The sequence below is a fragment of the Streptomyces coeruleoprunus genome, from assembly GCF_039542925.1.
Classification (GTDB): Bacteria; Actinomycetota; Actinomycetes; order Streptomycetales; family Streptomycetaceae; genus Streptomyces; species Streptomyces coeruleoprunus.
The window spans coordinates 3,897,515-3,923,625 of the sequence record NZ_BAABIT010000001.1 but is presented as its reverse complement, the minus strand read 5'-3'; the positions used below and the strand labels follow the sequence as shown (position 1 = coordinate 3,923,625).

Annotated in this window: 18 protein-coding genes, 2 tRNA genes and 1 riboswitch; of the genes, 8 read left to right on the top strand and 12 right to left on the bottom strand. The window is 73.9% G+C overall.

The window, feature by feature from the left end; all coding sequences use genetic code 11:
* The gene (locus tag ABEB09_RS17465; RefSeq protein ID WP_345690849.1) at positions 1–1,701 is read right to left on the bottom strand and encodes an ATP-binding SpoIIE family protein phosphatase; all 1,701 of its coding nucleotides are present in this window, start codon (positions 1,699–1,701) and stop codon (positions 1–3) included.
* A 108-nt stretch (positions 1,702–1,809) separates the two neighbouring features.
* Positions 1,810–3,363 (bottom strand): NAD(P)/FAD-dependent oxidoreductase, encoded by a 1,554-nt coding sequence (locus ABEB09_RS17460; RefSeq protein WP_345690848.1) that lies wholly within the window; start codon positions 3,361–3,363, stop codon positions 1,810–1,812.
* Between the two features lie 351 nt (positions 3,364–3,714).
* Here ABEB09_RS17460 and ABEB09_RS17455 point away from each other — a divergent pair, with 351 nt between their 5' ends.
* Both ABEB09_RS17455 and ABEB09_RS17450 read left to right on the top strand, forming a co-directional pair.
* Entirely contained in the window at positions 3,715–4,554 is an 840-nt protein-coding gene (locus tag ABEB09_RS17455; protein ID WP_345690847.1) for a TetR/AcrR family transcriptional regulator, read from the top strand.
* 306 nt (positions 4,555–4,860) lie between these two features.
* Complete coding sequence (locus ABEB09_RS17450; RefSeq protein ID WP_345690846.1) at positions 4,861–6,846, top strand: sigma-70 family RNA polymerase sigma factor; 1,986 nt, start codon at positions 4,861–4,863, stop codon at positions 6,844–6,846.
* A gap of 25 nt (positions 6,847–6,871) precedes the next feature.
* On the opposite strand, the gene ABEB09_RS17445 is transcribed toward ABEB09_RS17450, so the two are convergent.
* A complete protein-coding gene (locus tag ABEB09_RS17445; RefSeq protein WP_345690845.1) occupies positions 6,872–8,989 on the bottom strand; it encodes an asparagine synthase-related protein in 2,118 nt (705 codons plus the stop codon).
* A 682-nt stretch (positions 8,990–9,671) separates the two neighbouring features.
* Here ABEB09_RS17445 and ABEB09_RS17440 point away from each other — a divergent pair.
* From ABEB09_RS17440 to ABEB09_RS17425, 4 genes are all read left to right on the top strand, one after another.
* Complete coding sequence (locus ABEB09_RS17440) at positions 9,672–11,498, top strand: NsdA family TPR-like regulatory protein (protein ID WP_345690844.1); 1,827 nt, start codon at positions 9,672–9,674, stop codon at positions 11,496–11,498.
* A 105-nt stretch (positions 11,499–11,603) separates the two neighbouring features.
* On the top strand, positions 11,604–12,821 hold the full coding sequence (gene lhgO, locus ABEB09_RS17435; RefSeq protein WP_345690843.1) for an L-2-hydroxyglutarate oxidase: 1,218 nt from the start codon (positions 11,604–11,606) through the stop codon (positions 12,819–12,821).
* 126 nt (positions 12,822–12,947) lie between these two features.
* Positions 12,948–13,691 carry a tRNA (guanosine(46)-N7)-methyltransferase TrmB gene (gene trmB, locus ABEB09_RS17430; RefSeq protein WP_345693970.1) on the top strand — a complete coding sequence of 248 codons (744 nt, stop codon included), beginning with the start codon at positions 12,948–12,950 and terminating at the stop codon, positions 13,689–13,691.
* Positions 13,692–13,916: 225 nt separating this feature from the next.
* Positions 13,917–15,206: a PrsW family intramembrane metalloprotease gene (locus tag ABEB09_RS17425; protein ID WP_345693969.1), complete on the top strand. Its 1,290-nt coding sequence runs from the start codon at positions 13,917–13,919 to the stop codon at positions 15,204–15,206.
* Positions 15,207–15,429: 223 nt separating this feature from the next.
* Here the strand turns inward: ABEB09_RS17425 and ABEB09_RS17420 are convergent, their stop codons facing one another.
* From ABEB09_RS17420 to ABEB09_RS17410, 3 genes are all read right to left on the bottom strand, one after another.
* The gene (locus tag ABEB09_RS17420) at positions 15,430–16,539 is read right to left on the bottom strand and encodes a M23 family metallopeptidase (protein ID WP_380842386.1); all 1,110 of its coding nucleotides are present in this window, start codon (positions 16,537–16,539) and stop codon (positions 15,430–15,432) included.
* Positions 16,540–16,550: 11 nt separating this feature from the next.
* A riboswitch (cyclic di-AMP (ydaO/yuaA leader) is annotated at positions 16,551–16,685 on the bottom strand.
* Positions 16,686–16,887: 202 nt separating this feature from the next.
* Positions 16,888–18,024, bottom strand: coding sequence for a PP2C family protein-serine/threonine phosphatase (locus ABEB09_RS17415; protein ID WP_345690842.1), 1,137 nt, complete (start codon positions 18,022–18,024; stop codon positions 16,888–16,890).
* Positions 18,025–18,111: 87 nt separating this feature from the next.
* Positions 18,112–18,185: transfer RNA gene (locus ABEB09_RS17410), tRNA-Met, on the bottom strand.
* A 142-nt stretch (positions 18,186–18,327) separates the two neighbouring features.
* Between ABEB09_RS17410 and ABEB09_RS17405 the strand changes: the two genes are divergently transcribed.
* Positions 18,328–19,317, top strand: a complete 990-nt coding sequence (locus ABEB09_RS17405) for a methyltransferase domain-containing protein (RefSeq protein ID WP_345690841.1) — start codon at positions 18,328–18,330, stop codon at positions 19,315–19,317.
* On the opposite strand, the gene ABEB09_RS17400 is transcribed toward ABEB09_RS17405, so the two are convergent.
* From ABEB09_RS17400 to ABEB09_RS17375, 6 genes are all read right to left on the bottom strand, one after another.
* Positions 19,293–20,114 (bottom strand): hypothetical protein, encoded by an 822-nt coding sequence (locus tag ABEB09_RS17400; RefSeq protein ID WP_345690840.1) that lies wholly within the window; start codon positions 20,112–20,114, stop codon positions 19,293–19,295. The genes ABEB09_RS17405 and ABEB09_RS17400 overlap by 25 nt on opposite strands.
* On the bottom strand, positions 20,111–20,593 hold the full coding sequence (locus ABEB09_RS17395; protein WP_345690839.1) for a hypothetical protein: 483 nt from the start codon (positions 20,591–20,593) through the stop codon (positions 20,111–20,113). Before ABEB09_RS17395 ends, ABEB09_RS17400 begins: the two co-directional genes overlap by 4 nt.
* A 172-nt stretch (positions 20,594–20,765) precedes the next feature.
* Positions 20,766–20,838 (bottom strand) — tRNA-Lys (locus ABEB09_RS17390).
* A gap of 119 nt (positions 20,839–20,957) precedes the next feature.
* Positions 20,958–23,120 carry a DEAD/DEAH box helicase gene (locus tag ABEB09_RS17385; protein ID WP_345690838.1) on the bottom strand — a complete coding sequence of 721 codons (2,163 nt, stop codon included), beginning with the start codon at positions 23,118–23,120 and terminating at the stop codon, positions 20,958–20,960.
* Between the two features lie 205 nt (positions 23,121–23,325).
* Positions 23,326–23,928: a hypothetical protein gene (locus ABEB09_RS17380; protein ID WP_345690837.1), complete on the bottom strand. Its 603-nt coding sequence runs from the start codon at positions 23,926–23,928 to the stop codon at positions 23,326–23,328.
* 151 nt (positions 23,929–24,079) lie between these two features.
* Complete coding sequence (locus ABEB09_RS17375) at positions 24,080–24,430, bottom strand: metallopeptidase family protein (protein ID WP_345690836.1); 351 nt, start codon at positions 24,428–24,430, stop codon at positions 24,080–24,082.
* A 68-nt stretch (positions 24,431–24,498) separates the two neighbouring features.
* Here ABEB09_RS17375 and ABEB09_RS17370 point away from each other — a divergent pair, with 68 nt between their 5' ends.
* Entirely contained in the window at positions 24,499–26,109 is a 1,611-nt protein-coding gene (locus ABEB09_RS17370) for a metallophosphoesterase family protein (protein ID WP_345690835.1), read from the top strand.
* Positions 26,110–26,111: the final 2 nt, after the last annotated feature.

Genomic DNA, 26,111 nt, shown 5'->3' with positions numbered 1-26,111 from the left:
CTAGCCGGGGAGCGCGAACTCGCACCAGACCGCCTTGCCGCCCCCGGGCGTGCGGCGGCTTCCCCAGGACGAGGCGATCGTGGCGATGATCGAGATGCCGCGACCCGCCTCGTCCTCCGTTTCCGCGCGGCGGCGGCGCGGCAGGTGGTCGTCGCCGTCCGTGACCTCGATGATCAGCCGGCGGTCGGTGCGGCGCAGCCGCAGGCGCATCGGCGGTGTGCCGTGCTGGAGGGAGTTCGCCACCAGCTCGCTGGTGGCGAGGACGCCGAGGTCGCGCAGCTCCACGGGGAACCGCCAGCTGGAGAGCACCCCGGACGCGAAGGCACGCGCGCGTGGCGCCGCCTCGACGCCGCCGAGCAGCTCCAGCGAGGCGTTGTGGAACAGCTCGGCGTCCGAGCCCGTACGGGACGGGTGCTGGAGGACCAGGACGGCGACGTCGTCGTCGTGCTCGGCGGTCACGCCCAGGGAGCGCAGCAGCCGGTCGCAGACGACCTGTGGCGTGCCGGAGGCGCCGGCGAGGGCGCGCTCCAGGGCGGCGACGCCCTCGTCGATGTCCTCGCGGCGCCGCTCGACCAGGCCGTCCGTGTAGAGCACGGCGGTGGAGCCGGGCGGGAGGGCGATCGTGCCGGACGTGTGCAGCCAGCCGCCTGTACCGAGCGGCGGGCCCGTCGGGTCGTCGGCGCGGCGGACCGAGCCGTCCTCGTCCCTGACGAGGATCGGCAGGTGTCCGGCCGACGCGTAGACGAGGCGGCCCTCGTTGGGGTCGTGGACGGCGTAGACGCAGGTGGCGATCTGGCTGGCGTCGATCTCGGCGGCCAGACCGTCCAGAAGCTGGAGCACTTCGTGGGGCGGCAGGTCGAGGCGCGCGTAGGCCCGGACCGCGGTGCGGAGTTGGCCCATGACGGCGGCCGCGCGCACTCCGCGGCCCATGACGTCGCCGATGACGAGGGCGGTGCGGCCGGCGCCGAGGGTGATCACGTCGTACCAGTCGCCGCCGACCGCCGCGTCCGTACCACCCGGCTGGTAGGTGGCGGCGACGCGCAGGTCGTCGGGCTGCTCCAACTCCTGGGGCAGCAGGGACCTCTGGAGCGTGACGGCGGTCTCGCGGTGGCGGCGCTCGCTGGCGCGGAGCCGTTCGGCGGCCTCGGCGTGGTCGGTGACGTCGGCGGCGTGGACGAGGACGCCGCCGCCGTGGTCGCCGGGCACCTCGACGGGCAGGCACGTGACCGTGTACGAGCCTCCGCCCCGGGAGCGGCGGGACTTGACCGTACGGAGCTTGCCGCTGCGCAGGACCTGGTCCATGAGGGGCAGCAGGCCGAGGTCGGTGAGCTCGGGGCAGGCGTCGGCGACGGAGGCGCCCGGCGGGCGGTCTCCGAAGGCGTGCGCGTAGGCCTCGTTCACATACGCGATGCGGTGATCGGTGCCGTACGTGAGGGCGACGAGGCCCGGGAGGTGGCCGAGGATCTCCCGTACGGAGAAGTCCTCGATGGCGGGCACGGCGGCGGGTGGAGTCGTGGATGCGGCGGGCGGCGCATCGGGGGCGCAGTCGGGGCGGGAGGGTGGCTGCGCCGCGAATTCACCGCGGGCCGCGGGCACGGAGCCTTCCCCCCGCTGCGTCGGCGAGACCCCGTGGCTGGCCCTGCGCGCGGCGGCGCGGCGCTGTGTACCGGGGAAGCGGGCGCTCCAACGCGTGAAGTTCACGGATCTCTATGCCTCGTGGTGTCGTTGCCGTGCGGGGTTCACTCTGTGCAGGTGTAAGCCCACCTATGGTCACACGTCCAGTGTGACCGAACACACTGACAAAGGACGTCAATCGGTGGCGGAGGGGCCCTTCTTGGGCTCTTCCGCACCCCCTGTGTCGCTGGGGTCCCGGCCGTTGCGGGCGTCCCTTTCGCCCGTCGTGTCGCCCTCGTCCTTGCGCTCGTCCTCGGCGGTCAGGGCGCCCGGGGACGAGTCGGCCGTCGCCGCCGATGCGGGGGGCGGGGACGGCGGGGGTCCCGCGGCGAGTTCGAACTCGGCGCGCGGGTGCTCCAGCGAGCCGAGCGAGACGATCTCCCGCTTGAACAGTCCGGCGAGGGTCCACTCGGCCATCACGCGCGCCTTGCGGTTGAAGGTCGGGATGCGGCTGAGGTGGTAGGTGCGGTGCATGAACCAGGCCGGGTAGCCCTTGAGTTTGCGACCGTAGACGTGGGCGACGCCCTTGTGCAGGCCGAGGGAGGCCACGGAGCCCGCGTACTTGTGGGCGTAGTCACTGAGCGGGCGGCCGTGCAGCGACGCGACCAGGTTCTCGGCGAGGACCTTGGCCTGGCGCACGGCGTGCTGGGCGTTGGGCGCGCATTCCCTGCCGGGCTCGTCCGCGGTGACGTCCGGGACGGCGGCCGCGTCGCCCGCCGCCCAGGCGTGCTCGACGCCCTCGACGGTGAGGCGGGGTGTGCACCTGAGGCGGCCGCGTTCGTTGCGGGGCAGGTCGGTGGCGGCGAGGAGGGGTGCCGGTTTCACGCCGGCCGTCCACACGACCGTACGGGTCGGGAAGCGGCTGCCGTCGCTGAGGACGGCGACCCGGTCCACGCACGACTCCAGGCGGGTCTCCAGCCGGACGTCGATGTTCCGGGCCCGTAGCTCGCGGACCGTGTACTTGCCCATCTCCTCGCCCACCTCGGGCAGGATCCGGTCACTCGCCTCGACGAGCACCCACTTCAGGTCCTCGGGCCTGATGTTGTGGTAGTACCGCGCCGTGTAGCGGGCCATGTCCTCCAGCTCGCCGAGCGCCTCGACGCCGGCGAAGCCGCCGCCGACGAACACGAAGGTCAGCGCGGCGTCCCGGATGGCGGGGTCGCGGGTGGACGACGCGATGTCCATCTGTTCGATGACGTGGTTGCGCAGCCCGATGGCCTCCTCGACGGTCTTGAAGCCGATGCCGTGGTCGGCGAGGCCGGGGACCGGGAGGGTGCGGGAGATGGACCCGGGCGCGAGGACCAGCTCGTCGTAGGGAACCTCGACGGCGCCGGTGCCCTCTTCCTCGGTGGCGAGGGTGGTGACGGTGGCGGTGCGCTTGCGGTGGTCGATGGACTTGGCCTCGCCGATGATGATCCGGCAGCTGCCGAGGACGCGGCGCAGAGGTACGACGACGTGGCGGGGCGAGATGTTGCCGGCGGCCGCTTCGGGGAGGAATGGCTGGTACGTCATGTACGGGTCGGGCGTGACCACGACGATCTCCACCGCTCCGCGTCTCAGATCGGCCTTGAGGTGCCGCTGGAGGTGCAGAGCGGTGTACATCCCGACGTAGCCGCCGCCGACGACGAGAATGCGCACACGTGCCGGGGAATCGGCGGTCGTTCCCCGCGAGGTTGCAGCCGTCACCATCCCATGACGCAACGGGCGCCGGGGTTTGTCCACAGGCTCGACGAATTGTGTGACCGGGCGGCCGGGGAGGCGCGGGGTGGCGCTTTCCCTCCCGGACAGTGGATCTTCGCAGGTCAGGACAGGGAAGGAGGGTGGTCGCGGGGGGCAGAATCGGGAGTCTTCCGGGCCTTGCTCCGATCGGGGGGCGCACCGGACGGAACAGCCCCTTCTGAATTGACTGCCTCTCAACTATGTTCGTATCTCGTCGGGGTGTCGGGACGCCGCGCGTGTGACCTGAGCGCGACGGGTCGAGGCCCCGGATGTCAGGGCGGGGAGTCTCCGGGGGGAGACATCGATTACCGGGGGAACGCTATGCACATTCAGGATTCGCATTGGCAGACGCAGACTGCTCAGACCGCCGCGCACGGGGTCGGCGGCAGCGGGCACGCGGTGGGCAACGGCCACGGGGCCGTGGCCGCCCACGGCCCGGGGCACGCGGTCGGCCACGGGGCGCGAGGCGGGGTCACGGCGGGTGCGGTGACGCGTCCGACGCCGCTGCGTGTGGACGCACAGCGCAATCTCGAGCACGTCCTGCGGGCGGCGCGCGAGGTGTTCGGCGAGCTGGGGTACGGGGCGCCGATGGAGGACGTGGCGCGCCGGGCCAGGGTCGGTGTGGGCACCGTCTACCGGCGGTTCCCGAGCAAGGACGTGCTGGTACGGCGAATAGCCGAGGAGGAGACGGCCCGGCTGACCGAGCAGGCGCGGGCCGCGCTGGGCCAGGAGGACGAGCCGTGGTCGGCGCTGTCGCGGTTCCTGCGCACGTCGGTGGCCTCGGGTGCGGGGCGGCTGCTGCCGCCGCAGGTGCTGCACGTGGGCGTCGACGTGGAGGCGGCTCCGGAGGCTCCGGGTGAGGTGCGGGTGCCGCAGCAGCGGGGCCTGCCGGGTCAGCCCGAGCTGCGGGTGGTCGCGCCGCGCGCGGTGCAGGCGGCCGAGCTGGACAGCGCGGGTGTGTCGGAGCTGCTGGACGTCGTGGGCCAGCTGGTGAACCGGGCCCGCGAGGCGGGCGAGCTGCGGCGTGACGTGACCGTGGCGGACGTGCTGCTGGTCATCGCCACGGCGGCGCCGTCACTGCCCGACGCGGCCCAGCAGAGCGCTGCTTCGGCGCGGCTGCTCGACATCCTGCTGGAGGGCCTGCGCTCGCGGCCGGCGTGACGGCCGGATCGGCGGCGGTCCCGCTTCCCTCCACCGAGTGGTGAGGGGCGGGGCCCTGCCGGGGTCCGGTCCCCGGCAGGGCCGTCGCCTTCGGCGGGACGGCGCCGGGACGCCCGGATCCCGCTGCTTCGGGCGCCGGCACCGAATCAAACGACTGACGCCACTCCGAACACCTGCACCCGTGGACTCCGGTTCGGGAAGTCTCCCCGGATGAGTGGTTGACGGGGAAGCGGGCGGGTGGGGTACGGGCCCTGTGGCACGCTTGCGTCGTGTTCGGGTCTGAGCAGTCGTACGGGGGCGGTCGCGATGAGCGGTGACGGTCGCGACGAGCCGCTGGGTGACGGCGACGCCCTCGGGACCGCCGGTGAGCGGGCTCCCGGGCAGGCTTCGGCGCCGGGGCACCGGCGGGCTTCCGGCCAGGTGCCCGGCCAGGGTGGCCGCAGGGCCGCCAGGGGTGTCCGCCGACGGTCCGCGGAGGGCCGAGAGAGCGTGCCGCCGCAGCGCGAGCGGACCTCGTCCGACTCGGTGCTGCCGCCGCCCCGGGAGCTGCCACCGTCGGACGCCGCGCTCGTCCAGCGCATGCGGGGCGGCGACGACTCGGCGTACGAGGAGCTGTTCCGCCGCCACGCCGGGGCGGTGCAGCGGTACGCCCGTACGTGCTGCCGGGACCGGCACACCGCCGACGACCTGACGGCCGAGGTGTTCGCGCGGACGCTGCAGGCGGTACGGCGGGGTGCGGGGCCCGAGCAGGCGGTGCGCGCCTACCTGCTGACCACGGTGCGGCATGTGGCGGCGGCCTGGACGAAGACCGCCAAGCGGGAGCAGCTCGTCGACGACTTCGGGGTGTTCGCCGCGCAGGCGGCGAGGGCGTCCGAGCTGCCGGACGAGGACACGGTGGAGCTGGGCGCGGACGTCCGCGCGATGCACGAGGCGGAGCAGTCGCTGGCCCTGCAGGCGTTCCGGTCGTTGCCGGAGCGGTGGCAGGCGGTGCTGTGGCACACGACGGTCGAGGAGGAGTCGCCCAGCGCGGTCGCGCCGCTGTTCGGCCTGACCGCCAACGCCACGGCGGTGCTGGCCAGCCGGGCGCGGGAAGGGCTGAAGCAGGCGTACCTCCAGGCGCATGTGAGCCAGGCGCTCACCGCGGGCGGGGACTGCGCGCGCTACGCCGACCGGCTCGGCGCCTACGCCCGGGGCGGGTTGCGGATGCGGGCCGAGCGGGGGCTGCGCAAGCACCTGGAGGAGTGTGCCAAGTGCCGGCTGGCCGCCGGTGAGCTGGAGCACGTCAATGCCGGGATTCCCGCGCTGCTGCCGATCGCGGTCATCGGCTGGTTCGCCGCCGGGTTCTCGCTCAAGGCGGCCGGTGTGGTGGCGGGTGGCGCCGCGGGCGCGGCCGGTGCCGGCGCCGCCGCGGCGGCGACCGGCTCGGCGACCGCGGGTGGCGCCGCTGGGGCCGGTTCGGGCGGCGGGGGTGCTGCCGGGGCGGGTGCCGTCGGCGAGGGGCTGAGCGTCCCGGCCAAGGCGGGCCTCGCGGCCGCCGTGACGCTGGCGGCGACCGCCGGGCTGGTGTGGGCGCTGTCGGGCGACCCCGCGGAGGCGCCGAAGCCGGAGGCCCGGCCGCCCGTCGCGCAGCCCGTCGTACCGCCTCCGACACTCGCGCCGCCCATGTCGTCGCCGAAGCCCGCACCCCCGCCCCCGGTCGTGCGGGCCGCGCCGGCGCCGACGCCCAGCCCCACGCCGACGCCGGTCCGCAGGACGACGCCGCCTCCCCCGACGCCCACGCCCACGCCGTCCGAGAAGCCGTCCCCGAGGCCCACGCCCACGCCGAGCCCCACACCGAAGCCGACACCGCCGCCCGCGCCGGCCGTCTACCAGGTGAACCGGCTCCAGTACGGGCTCTTCGGCGACCACACGAAGCCGGAGCTGCGACTCGCCGGGTCCGGCTGGGTGTGGCAGCGCGACGGGATGTCGATCGGCGGCCGGCGGTACGGGCACGGCATCACCGTGCACGCCAGGTCGTCCGTCACGATCGACCTCAACCGGCAGTGCTCGACGTACCGGGCGTTCGTCGGCGTCGACGACATGACCATGGGGCTCGGCTCGGTCCGGTTCTCGGTGTACGGGGGCGGGGCGCGGCTGTGGCAGTCGCCCGTCGTCTCCGGCAACGATCCGGCGGTGCCCGTGTACGTGGGCATCGGGGGGCAGCGGTCCATCCAGCTCGTCGTGGAGCCCGCCGGGTCGTTCGGGGGTGTGGCGCTCGCGGACTGGGCGGAGGCCCGTATCGACTGCCGTTAGCGCCCGTCGGTACGGAGGATCACCGTCAGCGGGGCGCGGGGGCGCCGCGGCCCAGGGTGGGGCGGAGCGGGACGCCCGCGGCGACCGCGCGCTGCCGGGGGGCCGCCGTGCCCGTCCAGCAGGTGCCGCGGCGGGCCAGGAGGCGGCGGAGCCACAGTTCCGTGGACACCAGGTCGGCGAGCCCGTCCAGGGGCACCGGTTCGCCGTCGGCGGCGGCCCGCAGGGCCTGACGCACCACGCGGGCCTCGATCAGCCCCGCGTCGGCCAGGAGCGGCGCGTCGAACAGGGCGAGCAGCTCCGGGAGGGCGACCCGCAGGCCCGCGCGGGTGGCCGCCGTCGACGGCGGGGCGGTGGCGCCCCAGCCGGGCGGCAGGTCGTGGATGCCGGAGCCCGCGAGGACGGCGCGCAGGATCTCCGCCCGGGCCCCCGGCTGGACGCGCAGCGACTCCGGAAGGTCGCGGCAGGCGCGGACGACCTGGTTGTCGAGGAAAGGGGAGTGCAGGCGCTGGCTGCGCACCTCGGCGGCCTGCTCCAGGACGCGCTGGTCGGCCGCGTGCCGGGCCAGGGCTGCACGGGCGCGGGCCTCGCCCGGCCGCTGGACGGACGTCGGGCGCGTGGCCGCCTGGTGGAGCCGAACCGATACTTCGGCCAGCGCCTCTCCGGTCAGCCAGCGTGCCGCGGGCCCCGGGCGCGACCAGGCCAGTGCCGCGAGGGACAGGTCGAGCGGGCCGCGCGGCGAGGGGACGGTGCGGTTGGCCTCCAGCAGGCGGCCGGCGGCGCTCTCCAGTCCGGCGCGGTAGGGCGTGCGGGCGAGTCTGCGGGCCGCGCGGTAGACGGTGAGCGGGACGAGGAGGGCGCCCGCCGACGGACCGGACGCCTTGGCGAGGGCGGTGACGGGCCGCAGCAGATGGCGGCGTCTGCGGTCCATGAGCAGATCGGCGAGGCGCGCGGGGTGGGCGTCGAGGACCTGGCGGGCGCCGTGGCCGGTGAAGTGGTCGGCGCTGCCCGCGGCGAGGCGGCGGCGGTGCCGGGCCGCGCCGACGAGGCTGGGGCCGGGCTCGTCGGTGAGCGGGCCTTCGAGGTCGGCGTACGGGAGGGCCTCGTCGGACGCGGCGACGACGACGTGGTGGAGGCGGGGGTTCTCGGCGAGGGCGCGGGCGCGTTCGAGTTCGGCGGTCCTGCCGGGTTCGCGGCCGGCGGGGGTCAGGTCGTTGAAGGTGACGGCGAGGAGCCGTTCACCGGCGCCCGTGCCGTGGCCGACGATCGTCCCGGGTACGCCGGGCAGTCCGGCGGCCAGGAGGGCGAGCGTGCTGGAGGCGCTGCCGCCGGACAGGTCGGCGCCGATGCCGGGCGCGGGCGCACCGCGGGCGGCGCGCCGCTCGGCGGGGCCCATGCCGGGGACGGGTCCGGGGTCGGGCGGTGCCGTCGCCGGGGCGTGGCGCGGGGCGGTGAGCCGGGCCCGTACGGCCTCGACCAGGGCGTCGCGTACGCCTTCCACGGCGCGGTCGGGGTCGAGTTGGGGCGCGGCGACGGCGAGCGAGGCGACGGGCTCGTACCCGGTGATCTCCCGTGAGCCCTCGCGCAGGACGAGGGCGTGGCCCGGCGGGACGCGTCTGACGCCGGCGTACGGGGTGGAGTCGCGCAGCGCCTCGGGGGTCTCGGGGCAGGCGAGCAGGGCCGCGAGGTGCCCGATGTCGAGCTGGGCCTCGATGAGGTCGGCGAGGGGGAGGGCGGCGGTCGCGTAGGCGGTGCCGTTCGCCCACGGGGTGTGGAAGACGGGCCGGGCGCCGGCCAGGTCGGCGGCGACGGTGATGCGCCGGCCGGTCTGGACGACGGCGGTGTAGCTGCCCGGCCAGGCGGTGAGGTGGCGCAGGGCACCGCCGCGGGCGGCGAACAGGCCGACTTTCAGCTCCTCGTCGCTCGCGGCGCAGCATCCGAGCACGGCGATCCGGACGTCCGGGGCGACGGTGACGACGCGGACCTCGTCGGGGCGCCAGTCGCCGACCGCCCACAGCGGATCGGGGTCGCCCCACAGGAGCTGTCCGCCGACGGGGTGCATGGTGCGGCCGTCGTCGCCGGCGCCGACGGCTCCCGCCGTACCGAAGCTCGCGGCGATACTGCTCCATCCCACCAGCCAGCGCATCGCCGCCTCCACAGCCTGTGGACAAACTCAGCACACTCGATGGAGACATGCTGCCACGACAACAGGCGCACGGGAGGGCATCCGGGCGGCGCGAAAGCAAACGGGAACGCGCCCCTGGCAATTGGCCATGTGGTGACGGCTCGACGGACCGACACGGACGCACCCTGGCCGGGGGTTCCGCCGCTCGTCGGCGGCTCAACTCGCCCCAGCGGAAAGGCCTATGGTTCGACCGGTCGAACGATGGGCATCATTCAGCCAATCTCCGTGCCCATCAAACCGTACGTTTATCAACAACTTGCTTCTCAACCGCGACTTGCGTGTCCTTCGCGCGTCCGGTCCGGGAGGCGCTGTTCGTCTCCCGGACCGGTCCGCCGCCCGCGGGGAATGAGGCGGCGGTGTCCCCCAGCCCGCTGGTTCCAGTCCAGCGGGCCGACCCACGCAGGACCCATGGAAGCGGCCACCGCGAGGGAGGGGCCAGAGCGCACGAGCAGGCGCACGGCCACACGCCGGGAGCACGGTGCCGGGGCGGCGGGCGCACGCCAACTTCCCGTACGCACAACAATCCCGCCATACGGAACAGCGCCTCTTAACGGTGGGGATGCGGCGAACTACGCTGGGTTTACGAATGCCGCGCGCCTATGCCTGGCAGTGCGGCGGCCGTCTGGGTGTCGAGGGGTGGCGCATGTCCAGGGAGCTACGCGGACCGAACGAGAAGCTCGGCACCGTTCTCGCCCTCGCAGGGATCAGCAACGCCGGTCTCGCCCGCCGGGTCAACGACCTGGGGGCACAGCGCGGCCTGACCCTGCGCTACGACAAGACGTCGGTGGCCCGGTGGGTGTCGAAGGGCATGGTGCCGCAGGGCGCCGCGCCGCACCTCATCGCGGCCGCGATCGGTCAGAAGCTCGGCCGGCCCGTGCCCCTGCACGAGATCGGCCTCGCCGACGCCGACCCGGCACCCGAGGTCGGCCTCGCCTTCCCGCGCGACGTCGGCGAAGCCGTCAAGTCGGCCACCGAGCTGTACCGGCTCGATCTCGCCGGGCGCCGCGCCGGCGGGGGCGGCATCTGGCAGTCCCTGGCGGGTTCCTTCGCCGTCAGCGCCTACGCGACGCCCGCGTCACGCTGGCTGATCACCCCCGCGGACCCGTCCGTGGAGCGGCTGGTGCCCCGCCCCGAGGGCACCGCGCCCGACGCGGCGGGACAGCCGGACGCGGCGGCACCCGGAGCGGGAACGGCACCGGGCACGGGGCCGGGAGCCGGGCCCAGGCCGGCGGCCGGAGCGGCAGGTGCGAAGCCCTCCGGTACGGCCGCGGGCCGGACCAGCGGGACGGCCGGGACGGCGGCGGCCGGCGGGGCGGGCGGACCAGCCGGCCACGCGGGACCGACAGGAGCGACAGGACCGGCAGGACAAGGACAAGCAGGACAGGCCGCGGCCGTCGGCACGACCACGGCGGCCGGCACCGCCGCGGCAGCCGCAGGGCGGACGACCGGACCCGCTACGGGGGCCGCGGGCCCCATAGGCGGCGCGGCAGCAGCGCCTGCCGCCGCCGCGCCCCCCGCCGGCATCCCGGACGACCCCGCGGACGGCGGGCACGCGCGCGTGGGGCACAGCGATGTGGCCAAGCTGCGCGAGGCCGCCGAGGACGCCCGGCGCTGGGACTCCAAGTACGGCGGCGGGGACTGGCGCTCCTCGATGGTGCCCGAATGCCTGCGGGTCGACGCGGCGCCCCTGCTGCTCGGCTCGTACTCGGACGAGGTCGGACGGGCGCTGTTCGGGGCGACCGCCGAGCTGACCCGGCTGGCCGGCTGGATGGCCTTCGACACCGGACAGCAGGAGGCGGCCCAGCGCTACTACATCCAGGCGCTGCGCCTGGCCAGGGCCGCCGCCGACGTGCCCCTGGGGGGCTATGTCCTGGCGTCGATGTCGTTGCAGGCCACGTACAGAGGGTTCGCCGACGAGGGGGTGGACCTGGCGCAGGCCGCGCTGGAGCGCAACCGGGGCCTGGCCACCGCGCGCACCATGTCGTTCTTCCGGCTCGTCGAGGCACGGGCCCACGCCAAGGCGGGCGACGCGGCGGCGGCCGGGGCCGCGCTGAAGGCCGCCGAGGGGTGGCTGGAGCGCTCCCGGGAGGGCGACGCGGACCCGTCCTGGCTGGGCTTCTACTCGTACGACCGGTTCGCCGCGGACGCGGCCGAGTGCTACCGGGACCTGAAAGCGCCACGCCAGGTGCGCCGCTTCACGGAGCAGGCGCTGTCGCGGCCGACGGAGGAGTACGTACGGTCGCACGGCCTGCGGCTCGTCGTGAGCGCCGTGGCCGAACTGGAGTCGGGAAACCTCGACGCCGCCTGCGCGGCCGGTACGCGCGCGGTGGAGGTGGCCGGGCGGATCTCGTCGGCCCGTACGACCGAGTACGTACGGGACCTGCTGCACCGGCTGGAGCCGTACGGCGACGAGCCCAGGGTCGCGGAGCTGCGGGAGCGGGCCCGCCCGCTGCTCATGGCGCCCGCGTAACGGGAGGTGCACCACCTGGCGTGATCCATCTCCCACCCCTTCGGGCCACTGGTTTAACGGCGATGTCAGCGGGCCAGTGCACTATCGGGGTGGGAGGTGGCACAGGTGTCCGGGTTCGGCGGTGGCGTGTTCGACTGTGATGTGCTGGTGATCGGCGGCGGGATCATCGGCCTGTCGACGGCGTACGCACTCACGCGGTCGGCGCCGGGGATACGCGTGGTCGTCCTGGAGAAGGAGGCCGGTCCGGCACGTCACCAGACGGGCCGCAACAGCGGTGTCATCCACAGCGGCATCTACTACCGCCCCGGCTCCCTCAAGGCGCGGTACGCGGTGCGGGGCGCGGCCGAGATGGTCAAGTTCTGCGCCGAGTACGGGCTGCCGCACGAGGTGACCGGCAAGTTGATCGTGGCCACCGAGCGGTCCGAGCTGCCCCGGCTGCACGCCCTCGTCCAGCGCGGCCGGGAGAACGGGATCCCGGTGCGCGAGCTGGGCCCGGCGCAGATCACCGCGTTCGAGCCGCAGGTGAGCGGCATCGCGGCGATCCACGTCGGCACGACCGGGATCTGCGACTACGGGGCGGTCTCGGCGCAGCTCGCCGAGGCGTCCGGCGCCGACGTGCGGTACGGCGCGCGGGTCACGGCCGTCGACCGGCGGCCCTGGGGCGTGGCGGTCCGCACGGGGACCGGGGAGATCGTCCGCGGGCGGGTTCTGGTCAATTGCGCGGGGCTCCACTGCGACGCGGTGGCGCGGCTCGCGGGCGACGACCCGGCCATGCGGATCGTGCCGTTCCGAGGCGAGTACTTCGAGCTGGTGCGGCCCGAGCTGGTGCGGGGCCTGGTGTATCCGGTGCCGGACCCGGCGTTCCCGTTCCTCGGGGTGCACCTGACGCGGGGCATCGACGGGGGCGTCCACGTGGGGCCGAACGCGGTGCCCGCGCTGGCCCGCGAGGGGTACCGGTGGCCGGTCGTGCACCCGGGCGAGCTGGCCGGGACGCTGACCTGGCCCGGCTCGTGGGCGATCGCCCGGCGGCACTGGCGGTACGGGGCGGGTGAGCTGCGCAGGTCCCTGTCCAAGGGCGCCTTCACGGAGGCGGTCCGCCGGCTGCTGCCCGCCGTGCGGGAGGACGACCTGCGGCCGGCTCCGGCGGGGGTGCGGGCCCAGGCCGTGCTGCGGGACGGCACGCTCGTCGACGACTTCCTGATCCGCGAGGCGCCCAGGACGGTCCACGTCCTGAACGCTCCCTCGCCCGCGGCCACGGCGTCCCTGCCCATCGGCCGCGAGGTGGCGCGGCGGGCGCTGGCGCACGTCGAGGCGGACCGATAGGGGCCCGCCCACGTCGCCCGGCCGGGGTTTTCTCGGGGGCTCCGTAGAATCGACAGCACTGTGTCCGAGAAGCCCGCGTCGATCGCGCCCCCCGCAGACCTGTCCGCCGCCGACGGGGAGTCCGCCATGCCCGCGCGCCGCGGCAGCCGGATGTTCCCGGACGGCACCGGGCCCTCGCCCGACCCCGCCGGTTCCCACTTCGAGCGCCGTATCCGCAGCTTCCAGCCCCGCCGCAGCCGGGTCACCACCGGCCAGGGCGAGGCGCTGCGCCGGCTGTGGCCCATGTGGGGCCTGGACATCGACGGGCAGCGGGTGCTCGACCTGGACGAGATGTTCGGCGGGCTCCCGGTCGTCCTGGAGATCGGCTTCGGCATGGGCGAGGCCACGGCTCGGATGGCCGCGGCGGACCCCGGCACGGGCATCCTCGCGGTCGACGTGCACACGCCCGGCCAGGGCAATCTGCTCGCCCTCGCCGAGCGGGCCGGCCTGACCAACGTCCGGGTGGCCAACGGCGACGCGATCATCCTGCTGCGCGAGATGGTGAAGCCGGACGCCCTCGACGGCGTACGGGTGTACTTCCCCGACCCGTGGCCCAAGAAGCGGCACCACAAGCGGCGGCTGATCCAGCCCGAGTTCCTCACGCTCGCGGCGTCCCGGATGAAGCCCGGGGCGGTCCTGCACTGCGCCACGGACTGGGAGCCGTACGCCGAGCAGATGCTGGACGTACTGACCGCGCACCCGGACTTCGAGAACACCGTGCCCGAGGGCGGCTACGCGCCGCGCCCGGCGTTCCGGCCGCTCACCCGGTTCGAGAGCCAGGGCATCGACAAGGGGCACGTCGTCCACGACCTGCTCTTCCGCCGCGTCTGAGCGGGCGCGTGTAACAGCCGTGCGGTAGCGGGCGGAACGCGCTCGCGCACTGTCAGTGGGGCCGTTTAGGGTCGTTGGGTGTCAGAGTCGCACTCGCAGCACCTCACCTCCGCAGCACCTCCGGCGCAGCCTCCTGCCGGTGTTCCGGCGCAGCCTCCTGCCGGTGTTCCGGCGCAGCCTCTCGCCGGTGTTCCGGCGCAGCCGGGCGTTCCTGCGCAGCCCGCCATCCCGGCGTACGATCCGGCGGCGGCGCCGGCGTTCGACGCCGTGCCCGAGCGGTCGCGGTGGCGCTACAAGCCGCGCCGGGCCTTCTGGCGCAGCAAGGTCGTGCGTGCGACCGCCGTGATCCTCGTGCTCGCCCTGTGCGCCCTGGTGATCCTGGCTCTCGTCCGGGAGCAGACCGGCACGGCCGGTTTCCTCGTCGGTCTGGGTCTCGCCGTGCTGCCCGTGCCGCTGCTGATGGCCGCGTTCCGCTGGCTGGACCGGGTGGAGCCGGGCCCGTGGAAGAACCTGTTGTTCTCCTTCGCGTGGGGGGCGTTCGCCGCGGCACTGGTCGCGATCCTCGCCAACACCTTCGCGACCCAGTGGATAGCCACGGCGACCGCGGACCCCTCGTCGGCCGACACGCTCGGCGCGACGGTCGTGGCGCCCGTGGTGGAGGAGAGCGCGAAGGCGGCGGCGATCCTGCTGGTGTTCCTCTTCCGCAGACGGGACTTCACCGGGCTGGTCGACGGCGTCGTGATCGCGGGGTTCACGGCGACGGGCTTCGCCTTCACCGAGAACATCCTCTACCTGGGCAACGCCTTCGGGGAGGACCAGGAGATCGGTGCGGCGGGCCTCCAGTCGGTGACGGCCGGGACGTTCTTCGTGCGGATCGTGATGTCGCCGTTCGCGCACCCGCTGTTCACGGTGCTGACCGGCATCGGCTTCGGCATCGCGGCGGCGACCGCCCGCCGCCGGAAGGTGCTGCGGACGGTGCTTCCCGTGCTGGGCCTGGTCCTGGCCATGGGGGTGCACGCGCTGTGGAACGGCTCGACGACGTTCGGGCCGTGGGGGTTCTTCGCGGTGTACGGGGCGTTCATGCTGCCCGTGCTGGGGCTGCTGACGTGGCTGGCGATATGGAGCCGGCAGCGTGAGCTGCGCACGATAGCCGGGGAGCTGCCGGCGTACGCGGCGGCGGGCTGGCTGTCGCCCGACGAGCCGCTGGCGCTCTCCTCCATGCAGGCGCGGGGCATGGCCCGTGCCTACGCGGCGCGGACGTTCGGGCCGGTGGCGGCGCGGGCCGTCGGGGAGTACGAGGCGTTCGCGACGTCGCTGGCCTTCCTGCGGCACCGGGCCAAGCGGGGCGTGGTAAGCGTCGACTTCATGGCGCGCGAGCAGGAGCTGCTGCACCACATGTGGCAGCGCAAGGAGATCGCCGGCCCGGCGCTGACGTTCGCGGCCCGCGCGACGGGCAAGGTGTGGACGCCTCCGCCGCACCGGGACTACGGGGGGTACAACCCGTACCGGCGCTGAGCGCGGCTGACTCCTGGGCCGATCACCGGCAGCGTCTGCACCAGCTGCACCGGCATCCGGCATCCGGCATCCGGCATCCGGCACCCGGCACCCGGCACCCGGCACAAGAAGAACTGGCACCAAGAAAACCGGCAGCCCTGGCGTCGGGGGGTGTGCCGCCAGGGCTGCCGGGGTCTTGCAGGGGCTGCCGGATGTGCCGGTGGGCCGGCCGGAGGGCGAGCGGTCAGACCGTGAGGCCCTTGCCGCGCAGCCAGGCCAGCGGGTCGATGCCGTCGCCGCCCGCCGTGTGCACCTCCAGGTGCAGGTGCGGTCCGGTGACGTTGCCCGTGGCGCCGACGCGGCCGATGGTCTCGCCGGTCTGCACGGTCTGGCCGGCGCTGACGGTCATCGAGGACAGGTGGCAGTACCAGACCTCGGTGCCGTCCTCCAGCTCCAGCACGATGCGGTAGCCGTAGGCGCCGGACCAGCCGGCGGACTTGATGGTGCCGCCGTGCACGGCGTTGGCCGGGGTGCCGGTCGGCGCGGCCAGGTCGAGGCCGGTGTGGTAGCCGGAGGACCACATCGAGCCGGCCTGGCCGTAGGTCGAGGTGATCGTGTACGAGGACGTGGGCAGCGCGTAGCTGGCGGCCAGCTTGGCGAGGCGCTCGGCCTCGGCCTTGGCCGCGGCTGCCTCGGCCGCCTTCTTGCGCTCCGCCTCCGCGGCCTTCTCCGCGGCGAGCGCGGCGGTCTGCTGGGCCTCCGCGTCGGCGGCGGCCTTCTCGGCGGCGGCCTGCTCGGCGGCGGCACGGGCCTCGGCCTCGGCGGACGCCTGCTGCTCCTCGGCCTGCTGGAGGATGCGGGCGCGCAGTGCCTCGCCGGCGCCCTCGTCCGCGTCCGTCCCGTCGGTGGCGCCCTGGGGGCCGGCCGGGGACAGGGCGTTGAGCGCGGTGGTGCCGGAGGTGTCGGCGGCGGGCGCCTGGTCGCCCTCGTCGTCGGCGATCAGCGTGCCGACGCCGGGCAGGTCGGAGGCGTCCGGGAGGTCGGGCAGGGAAATGGCGATACGCGGCTTGTCCTGCGCGGTGGCCATGCCGCCCGCGCCGACGGCGGCGATGACGCCGACACCGAGGACGGTGGAGCTGCGGGCCAGGCCGCTGCGCTGCTTGACGACACGGTGGCGGCCGCGCACGGGGCGGACCGTCTCCTCCGTGGGGTTCCACTCACCGGCCTGCGGGGCCGGGTCCAGGGCCGCACCGCCGACCGCACCGCCCGACGTGCCGTAGGGGGCGTAGGTCGTCGTCGTGAGCGTGTCGAACGAGCCGAAAGAGGCTTCGGGGGCAGGCCTGTTGGACGCCACGGAGGCGCACTCCTTTCCTTCCTTCTCGCCTACCGGGTTAGCTGACGGGTTCGGAGCAGGAAGGTCTCCTACGAGCCGGATTCGGCCCGATTCACCCCAAATTGGTGGTTCCCCGGTTCCCTTGCGGGATTCGGCGCATGCGCGCGGTGCCGCCTCTGCGACGGCTGGGACGACCGCGCTGCGTTATCGAACGTTAATAGACGCCGGGGTCGTATTCCAAGCTGTTCCTACTGATCCTTACGCCCATTCCGGCGGGATCAACCAGGCCACAATCGGGCAGAACAGGGCGACTTGACCGACATTCAGGAGCAACCGCCGTCACGCTACTTTCTGACGGTCTATCAAATGTTATGCGGAGTGGGTTCCTTCGCTCACGGAGAGTGGCCGGGCCACGGCCAGCAGCGCCATGTCGTCGGTCGCCCCGCCGCCCGTGTGACGCCGTACGTCCTCGATCAGCGCGTCCAGCAGGCTGTCGGGCTCGGGGAAGACCCGCCCCTCCAGCCGCTCGGCGGGATCGTAGAAGACCCCGTGGCGGTCGCGCGCCTCGGTGAGCCCGTCCGTGTAGAAGAGGAGGGTCGCGCCGGGCGGGTACGGCACCTCGTACGCCCGGTCCGGCCAGGCCGCGAGGTCGCCCATGCCGAGCGGCAGCGCCGGCTCGGGCGGTGCCAGGGCGCCCACGGCCCCGTCCGCGTACAGCAGCAGCGGCTCGGGATGGCCGCGGTTGACCACGCGTACCGTCCCGTCGCCCCGCGGGATCTCGGCCAGCACGGCGGTGGTGAACCCCTCCACGGCGTCCAGCCCGTCCCGCCGCGTGCCCTCCCGTGCGAGCGCCCGCTCCAGGCGCTGCGCGACGGCCTCCAGCGAGGTCTCGTGCTCGGCGGCCTCCCGGAACGCCCCGATGACCACCGCCACGGCCTCCACCGCGCCCATGCCCTTGCCCCGCACGTCGCCCACCACGAGCCGCACGCCCTGCGGCGTGTCCTGCACGGCGAACAGGTCGCCCCCGATGAACGCGTCCGCCTGCGCCGCCTCGTACCGCGCGGCCACGCGCAGCCCGCCGATCCGCTCGGCCGGCGTGGGCAGCACCGCCCGCTGCGCGGTCTCGGCGATCACGCGGGCGGAGGCCAGCCGCTCGCCGCTGCGCCGGACGACCTGGTTGATGAGGACGGCGAACGCGGCGACGGTCGCCACCGTCACCGTCTCGGTCAGCTCCGGGACCCCGCCCAGCGGATCACCCAGAAGGTGCGAGACGATCACGGCGAGTACGGCGAAGACGCCGGTCAGCAGTGTGGCGGGCGCCGTGAAGAGCGGGGCCGCGATGAGGGGCGCGGCGACGAAGAACGGCACGCCGGTGAAGGGCGGCGGGGTGAACCCGTCGTAGACCACTCCCCCGGAGAGCAGCAGGGCGGGCAGCACCCCGATGACCCGGCGGACCCCACCGCCGGCCCGCCCGGCGCCACCGCCTCGGTCCGTTCGCTGCCCCACGCCCCCAGGCTGCCCGCAGCCGAGCGGGACGGCGACCCGGGAAACGCCGAAGGCCCGGTGCGCAATGCACCGGGCCTTCGGTTTCAGTAGCGGGGACAGGATTTGAACCTGCGACCTCTGGGTTATGAGCCCAGCGAGCTACCGAGCTGCTCCACCCCGCGTCGGTGAACACCACCTTACGCCATCCAGACGAAGATCATCACCAAATAAGGGCCGGGTGCATGGCCCGGAACCGGCCGTGGCCGTCCCCGGCGGGCCCGGAACCCCGGACAGGACCGCCTGTGCGCGCCTACCCTCGGCGACATGACCGGTGACGAGAAGCACACCGACCAACACGGCGCCCCGGCCGAGGCCCCACCCGAGGTACGGGCCGTCTACGGCCCGCAGGACCTGAGCGCCGTCCCGGCGTTCCAGGGCGGCTTCATCAACTTCGGCCACTGGGACGGCATCCCGCTCGACCGCCCCCTCACCGCGGACGACCGCGTCCACAGCGAGCGGAACCTCTACCGCCGCGTCCTGCGGACCCTGACCGCCGACGGCGACACCGCCGGCCGCGCCCTGGAGGTGGGCTGCGGCCTGGGGCTCGGGTGCGCTCTGGCACTGGAGGAGTTCGGTTTCGCGGCCGTCACCGGGATGGACATCCACCCCGACCAGCTCGACCGCGCCCGGCGCGCCAACGCCGAGCGCCTGGCCGCCGCACCCGGACGGCTCCGCTTCGTCCGGGGCGCCGCCGAGGCCATGCCGTGCGGCGACGCCGCGTTCGACCACCTCTACACGGTGGAGGCGGCGCAGCACTTCCGCGACCTGGCGGCGTTCGCGCGGGAGAGCGCGCGCGTGCTCCGCCCGGGCGGCCGGCTGGCCGTGACGAGCTTCTTCGTACCGTCCGCCGCACCGGAAGAGACACCGGAAGAGACACCGGAAAAGGCGCCGGAAAAGGCACGCGAGAAGACACCGGTGGACGCACCGCGCACGGCAGACGCGGCCAAAGCCCTGGCCGACCGCCTGGACAGCTTCGCGAGCGGCCTGGACCGGCCGCACGCGCTCTCCGACCTCCGGCACGCCCTCGCGTCCGCCGGCTTCACCGACGTACGCGCCGAGTCCATCGGCGAGTCGGTCTGGCCCGGCTTCGACCACTACCTCGCCGGCGTGCCCCTCCCGGTCACATGGCCCCGCAACTTCCTCCCCGCGTACCGGGACGGCCTCCTCGACTACTACGTGATCACGGCACGCCGCCCGGCGGAGCAGGAGCCGCCGGGCAGCGGGACCTCTCAGTACGAACCGAGCGACGGGTAGGAGCAGGACGCGAGGTCGGTGATCGAGCCGGAGCCGCTGAGGGCCGGCAGCGGGTCGTACCAGACCTCCTTCCCGTCGGGTTCGGCACGGGAGACGAACCGTTCGCCGGACGAGTAGGAACCCGAGACGAAGATGGTCTCCTTGCCGTCGAGACGTCCCAGCGCGATGCCCTCGACACGCTCCCCGGAGTTGTCGGCGGCGTACGCGAGCCGTGCCCGCCAGCTGCTGGACCGGACGTCGTCCACCCGCCACAGCGAGCCGTCGGCGGTGACCAGCCAGGCCCGGTCGCGGCCGTCGAACGCCAGGTCGACGGGGTTCTCGTCCATGCCGCTCAGGCTGATGCGCTGGCGTCCCGCAGGCCGCTCGTGCCAGAAGGAGTAGACGTCGACCCTGCCGCCCGTCTCGGCGAGGAAGTACCCGTAGCCGTCCTTGCGGAAGCCGAAGCCGTCCTTGACGCTCGGGCCGGACAGGTCCCGCCAGTGGTACGGGGTGCCGTGGGGGTGCGTGGAGTAGGTCTGGTTGCCCTTGACGGTGAACCAGTGGACGCCCGTCAGCGGGTTGATCGCGTTGGCCCCGCCGCCGGTCTGCCGGTTGTCCACGGGCTTGCCGGTGCCGGACAGCGTCTTGGCGCGCGTGCTCAGGGCGAGGATGTCGCCGGAGTCGAAGTCGCCGCTGCTGCCGGTGACAAACGCGTACAGCTCGTTCTCGTCGCATCCGGCCGCATGCGCCTGCGGCACGGGGCCGGTGAGCACCATCGCGGCGGCGAGCACGGCCACGGCCGCCGGGCCGCGCCTCACCGGAAGCTCCAGAGCCCGAGGAGCCTGTCACCCGGCTGCTGCGTGGAGGTGGTCACCTTGCCGTCGGGCCTGGCCTGGAGGAAGAAGCGGGTGTCGTCGCTGTACTGGAAGAAGACCTCGAACGACACCTCCCCGGCCGGATCGGCACGGACGGTGAACCGGGCGGGATCGTCATCCGCCTTGCCGCAGTCGTCGACCCGCGCGGCCCGGGTGAGGCACTGACCTGTCGGGAGGTACTGCAGCGCCTCCGAGTCGTTGAGATGAACCCACCTCTGGCTGCCGCAGTTTCCCAGGGCGGGCTTGCCCGCCTCCAGTCGCAGGCAGCCGCCCAACGCCTCGTTGGCCAGCAGGAAGGGGCCCGAAGGAAAGGGTGGTCGCGCCGACGTCTGCGACGCGGCGACCAGCGTCGTGGCCAGCGCCGCGGCGACGACCGCGGCGGAACGAGTGAGCCTGCGCTCACGTGGACGGTTGCGGAACATGCGGGCCTCCAGGGCTCAGCACAGAGAGTTGCACCGACAGTGAAGAACAGTAACTCTCCGTACTGACAATCCTGTGTGCGAAACCCCGAACACTCCTTCTCATCCTTCGGCGTGCGTGGTGACGGAACGACAGAAGCCCAGGTCAGCCTCTGCTGACCTGGGCTTCTTCCCGTAGGCCCTGTGGGACTCGAACCCACAACCAACGGATTAAAAGTCCGCTGCTCTGCCAATTGAGCTAAGGGCCCCCGTCGGGTCATCCCCGAGCATAGCCCGCCGGGGCCCGTGAGCCGATCGGGTATCGGCACACGACCCACTCGGGTGGGTCGCAGGGGCCCCGGCGGTGCTGTCGCTTTTCTACGGGACGTCAGCCGTTGCGCTTCCAGCGCGGCTTGTCGTCGCGGCGGCCGAAGGAGCCGCTGCCCGCGCCCCGGTGGTCGTCGCGGCGGCCGTACGGGCGGTCGTGGCCACCGGACCGGAAGCCGCCCGAGGGACGGTCGTCGCGGCGGTCGCGGTTGAACGGACGGTCGGCGCCGCCACGGTGGTCGCGGCGCTCGAAGGAGCGGCCACCCCGGTCGTCGCGGCGGTCGTCGCGGCGGTCACGGTTGAACGGACGGTCGTTGTCCCGGCGGAAGCCACCCCGGTCGTCACGACGGTCGTCACGGCGCTCGTCGCGGCGGTCGCGGTTGAACGGGCGGTCGTCACGACGGTCGTCCCGACGGAAGCCACCCTCACGACGGTCGTTGTCCCGACGGAAGCCACCCCGGTCGTCACGACGGTCATCGCGACGGTCATCGCGGCGGTCGCGGTTGAACGGGCGGTCGTCACGACGCTCGTCCCGACGGAAGCCACCCTCACGACGGTCGTTGTCCCGACGGAAGCCACCCCGGTCGTCACGACGGTCATCGCGGCGGTCGTCACGACGCTCGTCGCGGTCGCGGCGCTCGTAGGAGGGCCGGTCGTACGACGAGCGCTCGCGCTGCTCCGGTACGGGCGCCACCTCGGGCTCCGCCACCTGAGCCGCCTCGGCCGCCGCCTCGGCGACCGCGGTGTCCGGGTCGTCGCCCCGCTCGCGCGCGGCACGCGCGACCAGGCGGTCGGCCTCCTCGCGCAGCTCGGCCGCGCGCCGCTGCAGTCGCTCCAGCTGCTTGCTCAGCTCGGTGACCTCGCGCTCGGCCTGCTTGGCGGCGTTGTTCGCGGAGTCGGCCTGGACCTCGGTCAGCGACCGGGCGCCGGTGATCTCCGCGACCTCCGGGTCGAAGGCGCCGCCCTGGCCGATGATGTGGCGCGAGGCGTCGACGCCCGCGTCCTCCATGAGGCGGAAGATCTGGCGGCGCTGGTGCGGCAGGGCCAGCGAGACGACCGTGCCGGACTGGCCGGCACGAGCGGTACGGCCCGAGCGGTGCAGGTAGTCCTTGTGGTCGCCGGCCGGGTCGACGTTCAGGACCAGGTCGATGCCGTCCACGTGGATGCCGCGCGCGGCGACGTCCGTGGCGACGAGCACGTTGACGTACCCGTCCTTGAAGTCGGCCAGCGTCCGCGTACGGGCGCCCTGCGTCATGCCGCCGTGCAGCGCGTCGGCCTTCACGCCCGCGTCCCGCAGCTGCTCGGCCACGCGGTCGGCGCCCAGCTGGGTGCGGACGAAGATGATGGTGCGGCCCTTGCGGGCGGCGATCGCGGCGGTGACCGGCGCCTTGTCCTTCGGCTTCACGACGAGGACGTGGTGGGTCATGGTGGTCACGGCGCCGGCGGAGGGGTCGACCTCGTGCGTGACCGGGTTCACCAGGTAGCGCTTGACCAGCGTGTCGATCTCGTCCTCCAGCGTGGCGGAGAAGAGAAGACGCTGGCCGCCCTCCGGGACCTGGTCGAGCAGCTCGGTGACCTCGGGCATGAAGCCCAGGTCGGCCATCTGGTCGGCCTCGTCCAGGACCGCGATCTGCACGGCCTCGAGGGAGCAGGCGCCGCGGTTGATGATGTCGCGGAGGCGGCCCGGGGTGGCGACGAGGATGTCGACGCCGCGCTCCAGGGCGTAGATCTGGTTGCCCATCGACGTACCGCCGCAGACGACCTTCATGCGCAGGCCGAGGACGTCGCCGTACGGCTGGAGGGCGTCGGCGACCTGCATGGCCAGCTCGCGGGTCGGGACGAGGATGACGCCGCGGGGCTTCTTCTTCTCGGTGTGGCCGCCCGCGAGGGTGCTCAGCAGGGGCAGGCCGAACGAGAGGGTCTTGCCGGAGCCGGTACGGCCGCGGCCCAGGATGTCCTTGCCCGCCAGCGCGTCCGGGATGGTCGCGGCCTGGATCGGGAACGGGGTGGTCACACCGTTCTGGGCGAGCTTGCGGACCACGCCCTCGGGCAGGCCCAGGTCGCCGAAGGTCAGGGTGGGTTCGCCGGAGTCGGTGGACTCGACGGCCTCGGTGACCTCTTCGATCGCCTCGTCGACGGCGACGGCGACGGCCGCGGCCTCGACAGCCTCGACGACCTCGTCGGTCTCGGGCAGGACGACCTGGTCAGAACTGAAAACGGACATGCGAAATGAAACCTTCCGGAGTCTTCGGCACGCGCCCGTCAACTCCGTGTTTCGCAATTCGCAAACGACCGCCTCGATGCGGTCAGCCACGGCAAGGGAGAGTACGCGCCACACGCGGCGCGCTTCGGTCGTGGCGCCGGGCAAATGGGATCAAACGATCTACCACCATACGCACTCTCCCCCGCTTCGTGCAAACCCGCTCCCGTCACGCGGGCGCGACCTGCGGCGATGCGGACGGCTGGTGCTGCCTGCCCGCCCCGTCCGGGGCCCGCATCGCCTCCGTACGGGTGTCGGCGGACGGGGACGCGGAGGGCGGCTCCGACGGGTCCGGCGAAGGCTGGCCGCCGGACGGCGACGGCGTCGGGGTGGGGTCCGAGGGCGGGGTGGTGGGCTCCGACGGCGAGGGCTGCCCGCTGGGTGTCGTACCGCTGTCGTCGCCGTCGTCGTCACCGCCGCCGTTCCCACCGGGCGACGGGTCGGTGTCCTTGGGCGGCCTGCCGCCGGGCTTGCCGCCGGCCGGCGCGGAGGCGGACGGAGTGGCCGAGGCGGAGGGCGACGCCTCGGCGCTGTCGTCCTCGTCCGGCTCGGCGTCCGCGTCCCGGCCACTGCGCGGCTCGTGGCGCCCGCTCCCGTCGCCCTCGCCGCTGTCCGCCTCGGCCGCCGCAGCCCCTGAGGGGTCCACCGACTCGGTGGGCAGCGGCTTCGAGGCGTCGTCGCCGACGCTCATGCAGCCGCTGACGGAGCCTGCGGAGGCCACCACCGCCACGGCGGTGACGGCCCATCGGACGGGGGCGGGCAAATGGCGCACGGGGGCACCTCCACAGGCGGGGACAGGGGTCCCCCTGCCCAACTCCCCATGCCCCACAGGGGACACGCCCGGAAGCAGCCGTACCGCATGTGACGCCCGAGCCCCCGGGCCCGCACCACCGCACGCGCACGACCGCGACCGCGTCCCTCCGTCAGCCGTAGCCCAGTTCGTGCAGGCGGGCGTCGTCGATCCCGAAGTGGTGGGCGATCTCGTGCACGACCGTGACCTCGGTCTCGGCGACGACGTCCTCGCGGGAGTCGCACATCCGCAGCGTCGGTCCCCGGTACACGGTGATCCGGTCCGGCAGCACCCCCGCGTACCACTCACCGCGGTCGGTGAGCGGAGTCCCCTCGTACAGGCCGAGCAGATCGGGGTCGTCGGCGGACGGCTCGTCCTCGACGAATACGGCGACGTTGTCCATCAGCCGTGTCAGTTCCGGAGGGATCCGGTCCAGCGCCTCGGCGACCAGTTCCTCGAACTCCTCGCGCGTCATCTCCAGCACTCGGCCATTGTCGTGGATACGGGGGGCGTACGGGCATAGCCCCGCGCCCCGGCGGGCATACGGCCCCAATGGCCCGAGCAGTCGTCCGTGCCACATTCCGCGCACTGGTCTCCCGCAGCCTCAGCCGTCTCCGCTCCCCGGCCCGTCCCCCCGGCGGTCCCACGACCACCCTCGTCCACACCCCGCACCCCTACGCGCGGGCGCTGGGCCTGGTGGCCGTGGTGCTGGTCGGGGCGTGGCTCGGGCTGCTCGTCGTCGGCAGCGTCCGTACGCCCGTCGGCCCGATGGACACGAGCATGACGCTGCGGCCCTCCCTCACCGGCGGGACGAAGATCAACGTGTCGCCGCTGGGGGCGCTCGAACTCGACTCGCACATCGCGCCCATCCGCCTCGACGTCGACGTCGACCAACTCGACCCGGACCGCGCGCGGGCCCTGGTCACACACCCGGAGCGGATCTCGGGGCTCCAGGAGGAGATCACCCGGGACGTCGCGGACGGCACCCGCGAGCTGGCCGTACGGTCCTGCGTGGCCGTGGTCTCCGGCGCCACCGCGCTGGGCCTCGCGGTCTACCGGCGCCCGCGGCGCGCCCTGGCCGCCGGCGGCCTGGCGCTGGCCCTGCTGGCGTCGTCGGGCGCGGTGGCGTTCGCCACGTGGAACCCCAAGTCGGTCCTGGAGCCGCGCTTCTCCGGGCTGCTGACCAGCGCGCCCTCGGTCGTGGGCAACGCACGCTCGATCGTCAGCGAGTTCGACGTGTACCAGAAGGAGCTGGCGCGGCTGGTCACCAACGTCACCCGCCTGTACGAGGCGACCTCCAGCCTCCCGACGTACCACCCGGACCCGGGCACGATGCGGGTCCTGCACGTCTCCGACATCCACCTGAACCCCGCCGCGTGGCACATCATCGGCTCGCTCGTGGAGCAGTACCGGATCGACGTGATCATCGACGCGGGCGACACGATGGACCACGGCAGCGCCGCCGAGAACGCCTTCCTCGACCCGATCAGCGACCTGGGAGCGCCGTACGTGTGGGTGCGCGGCAACCACGACTCGGCGGTCACGCAGCGCTATCTGGCCGGTCTGAAGAACGTGCACGTCCTGGACGGGGGGCGGGCCGTGACGGTGGCCGGGCTGCGGGTGGCGGGCGCGGGGGACCCGCAGTTCACGCCGGACCGGTCCGTGGTGCCGGCGGGCGACGAGGCCGAGCGGGTGGCGGGCTCCCTGCTGGCCACCGCGCTGCGGGCGCAGCAGCGGGCGGGGACGCCGGTGGACATCGCGGTCGTGCACAACCCGGTGGCGGCGCGCGAGACGGACGGGGCGGTGCCGCTGGTGCTGGCCGGGCACCTGCACCGGCGGGTGAACGAGGTCCTGCCGAACGGCACCCGGCTGAAGGTCGAGGGCTCGACCGGCGGGGGCGGGCTGCGCGCGGTGCAGAACGAGGAGCCGGAGAAGGTCCACGCCTCCGTCCTCTACCTGGACCGCGAAACCCGGCGCCTCCAGGCGTGGGACGAGATCACGCTGGGCGGCCTGGGCCTGACGACGGCCGAGGTGGCCAGGCACGTACCGGACGAGAACCTCCCGGACGCGACCCCGTCACCGTCGCCTTCCCCCTCGCCCTCACCGTCGCCTCCGCCCACCCCGACGCCCCCGCCGTCGCCCTCTCCGTCACGCCGCACGTAAAC

What these genes read in the sequence shown, in the direction of transcription:
- ABEB09_RS17460 (WP_345690848.1), bottom strand. Translation starts at nt 3,363, where the DNA reads ATGGTGACGGCTGCAACCTCGCGGGGAACGACCGCCGATTCCCCGGCA.
- ABEB09_RS17455 (WP_345690847.1), top strand. Translation starts at nt 3,715, where the DNA reads ATGCACATTCAGGATTCGCATTGGCAGACGCAGACTGCTCAGACCGCC.
- ABEB09_RS17450 (WP_345690846.1), top strand. Translation starts at nt 4,861, where the DNA reads ATGAGCGGTGACGGTCGCGACGAGCCGCTGGGTGACGGCGACGCCCTC.
- ABEB09_RS17445 (WP_345690845.1), bottom strand. Translation starts at nt 8,989, where the DNA reads ATGCGCTGGCTGGTGGGATGGAGCAGTATCGCCGCGAGCTTCGGTACG.
- ABEB09_RS17440 (WP_345690844.1), top strand. Translation starts at nt 9,672, where the DNA reads ATGTCCAGGGAGCTACGCGGACCGAACGAGAAGCTCGGCACCGTTCTC.
- trmB (WP_345693970.1), top strand. Translation starts at nt 12,948, where the DNA reads ATGCCCGCGCGCCGCGGCAGCCGGATGTTCCCGGACGGCACCGGGCCC.
- ABEB09_RS17405 (WP_345690841.1), top strand. Translation starts at nt 18,328, where the DNA reads ATGACCGGTGACGAGAAGCACACCGACCAACACGGCGCCCCGGCCGAG.
- ABEB09_RS17395 (WP_345690839.1), bottom strand. Translation starts at nt 20,593, where the DNA reads ATGTTCCGCAACCGTCCACGTGAGCGCAGGCTCACTCGTTCCGCCGCG.
- ABEB09_RS17385 (WP_345690838.1), bottom strand. Translation starts at nt 23,120, where the DNA reads ATGTCCGTTTTCAGTTCTGACCAGGTCGTCCTGCCCGAGACCGACGAG.
- ABEB09_RS17370 (WP_345690835.1), top strand. Translation starts at nt 24,499, where the DNA reads ATGGCCCGAGCAGTCGTCCGTGCCACATTCCGCGCACTGGTCTCCCGC.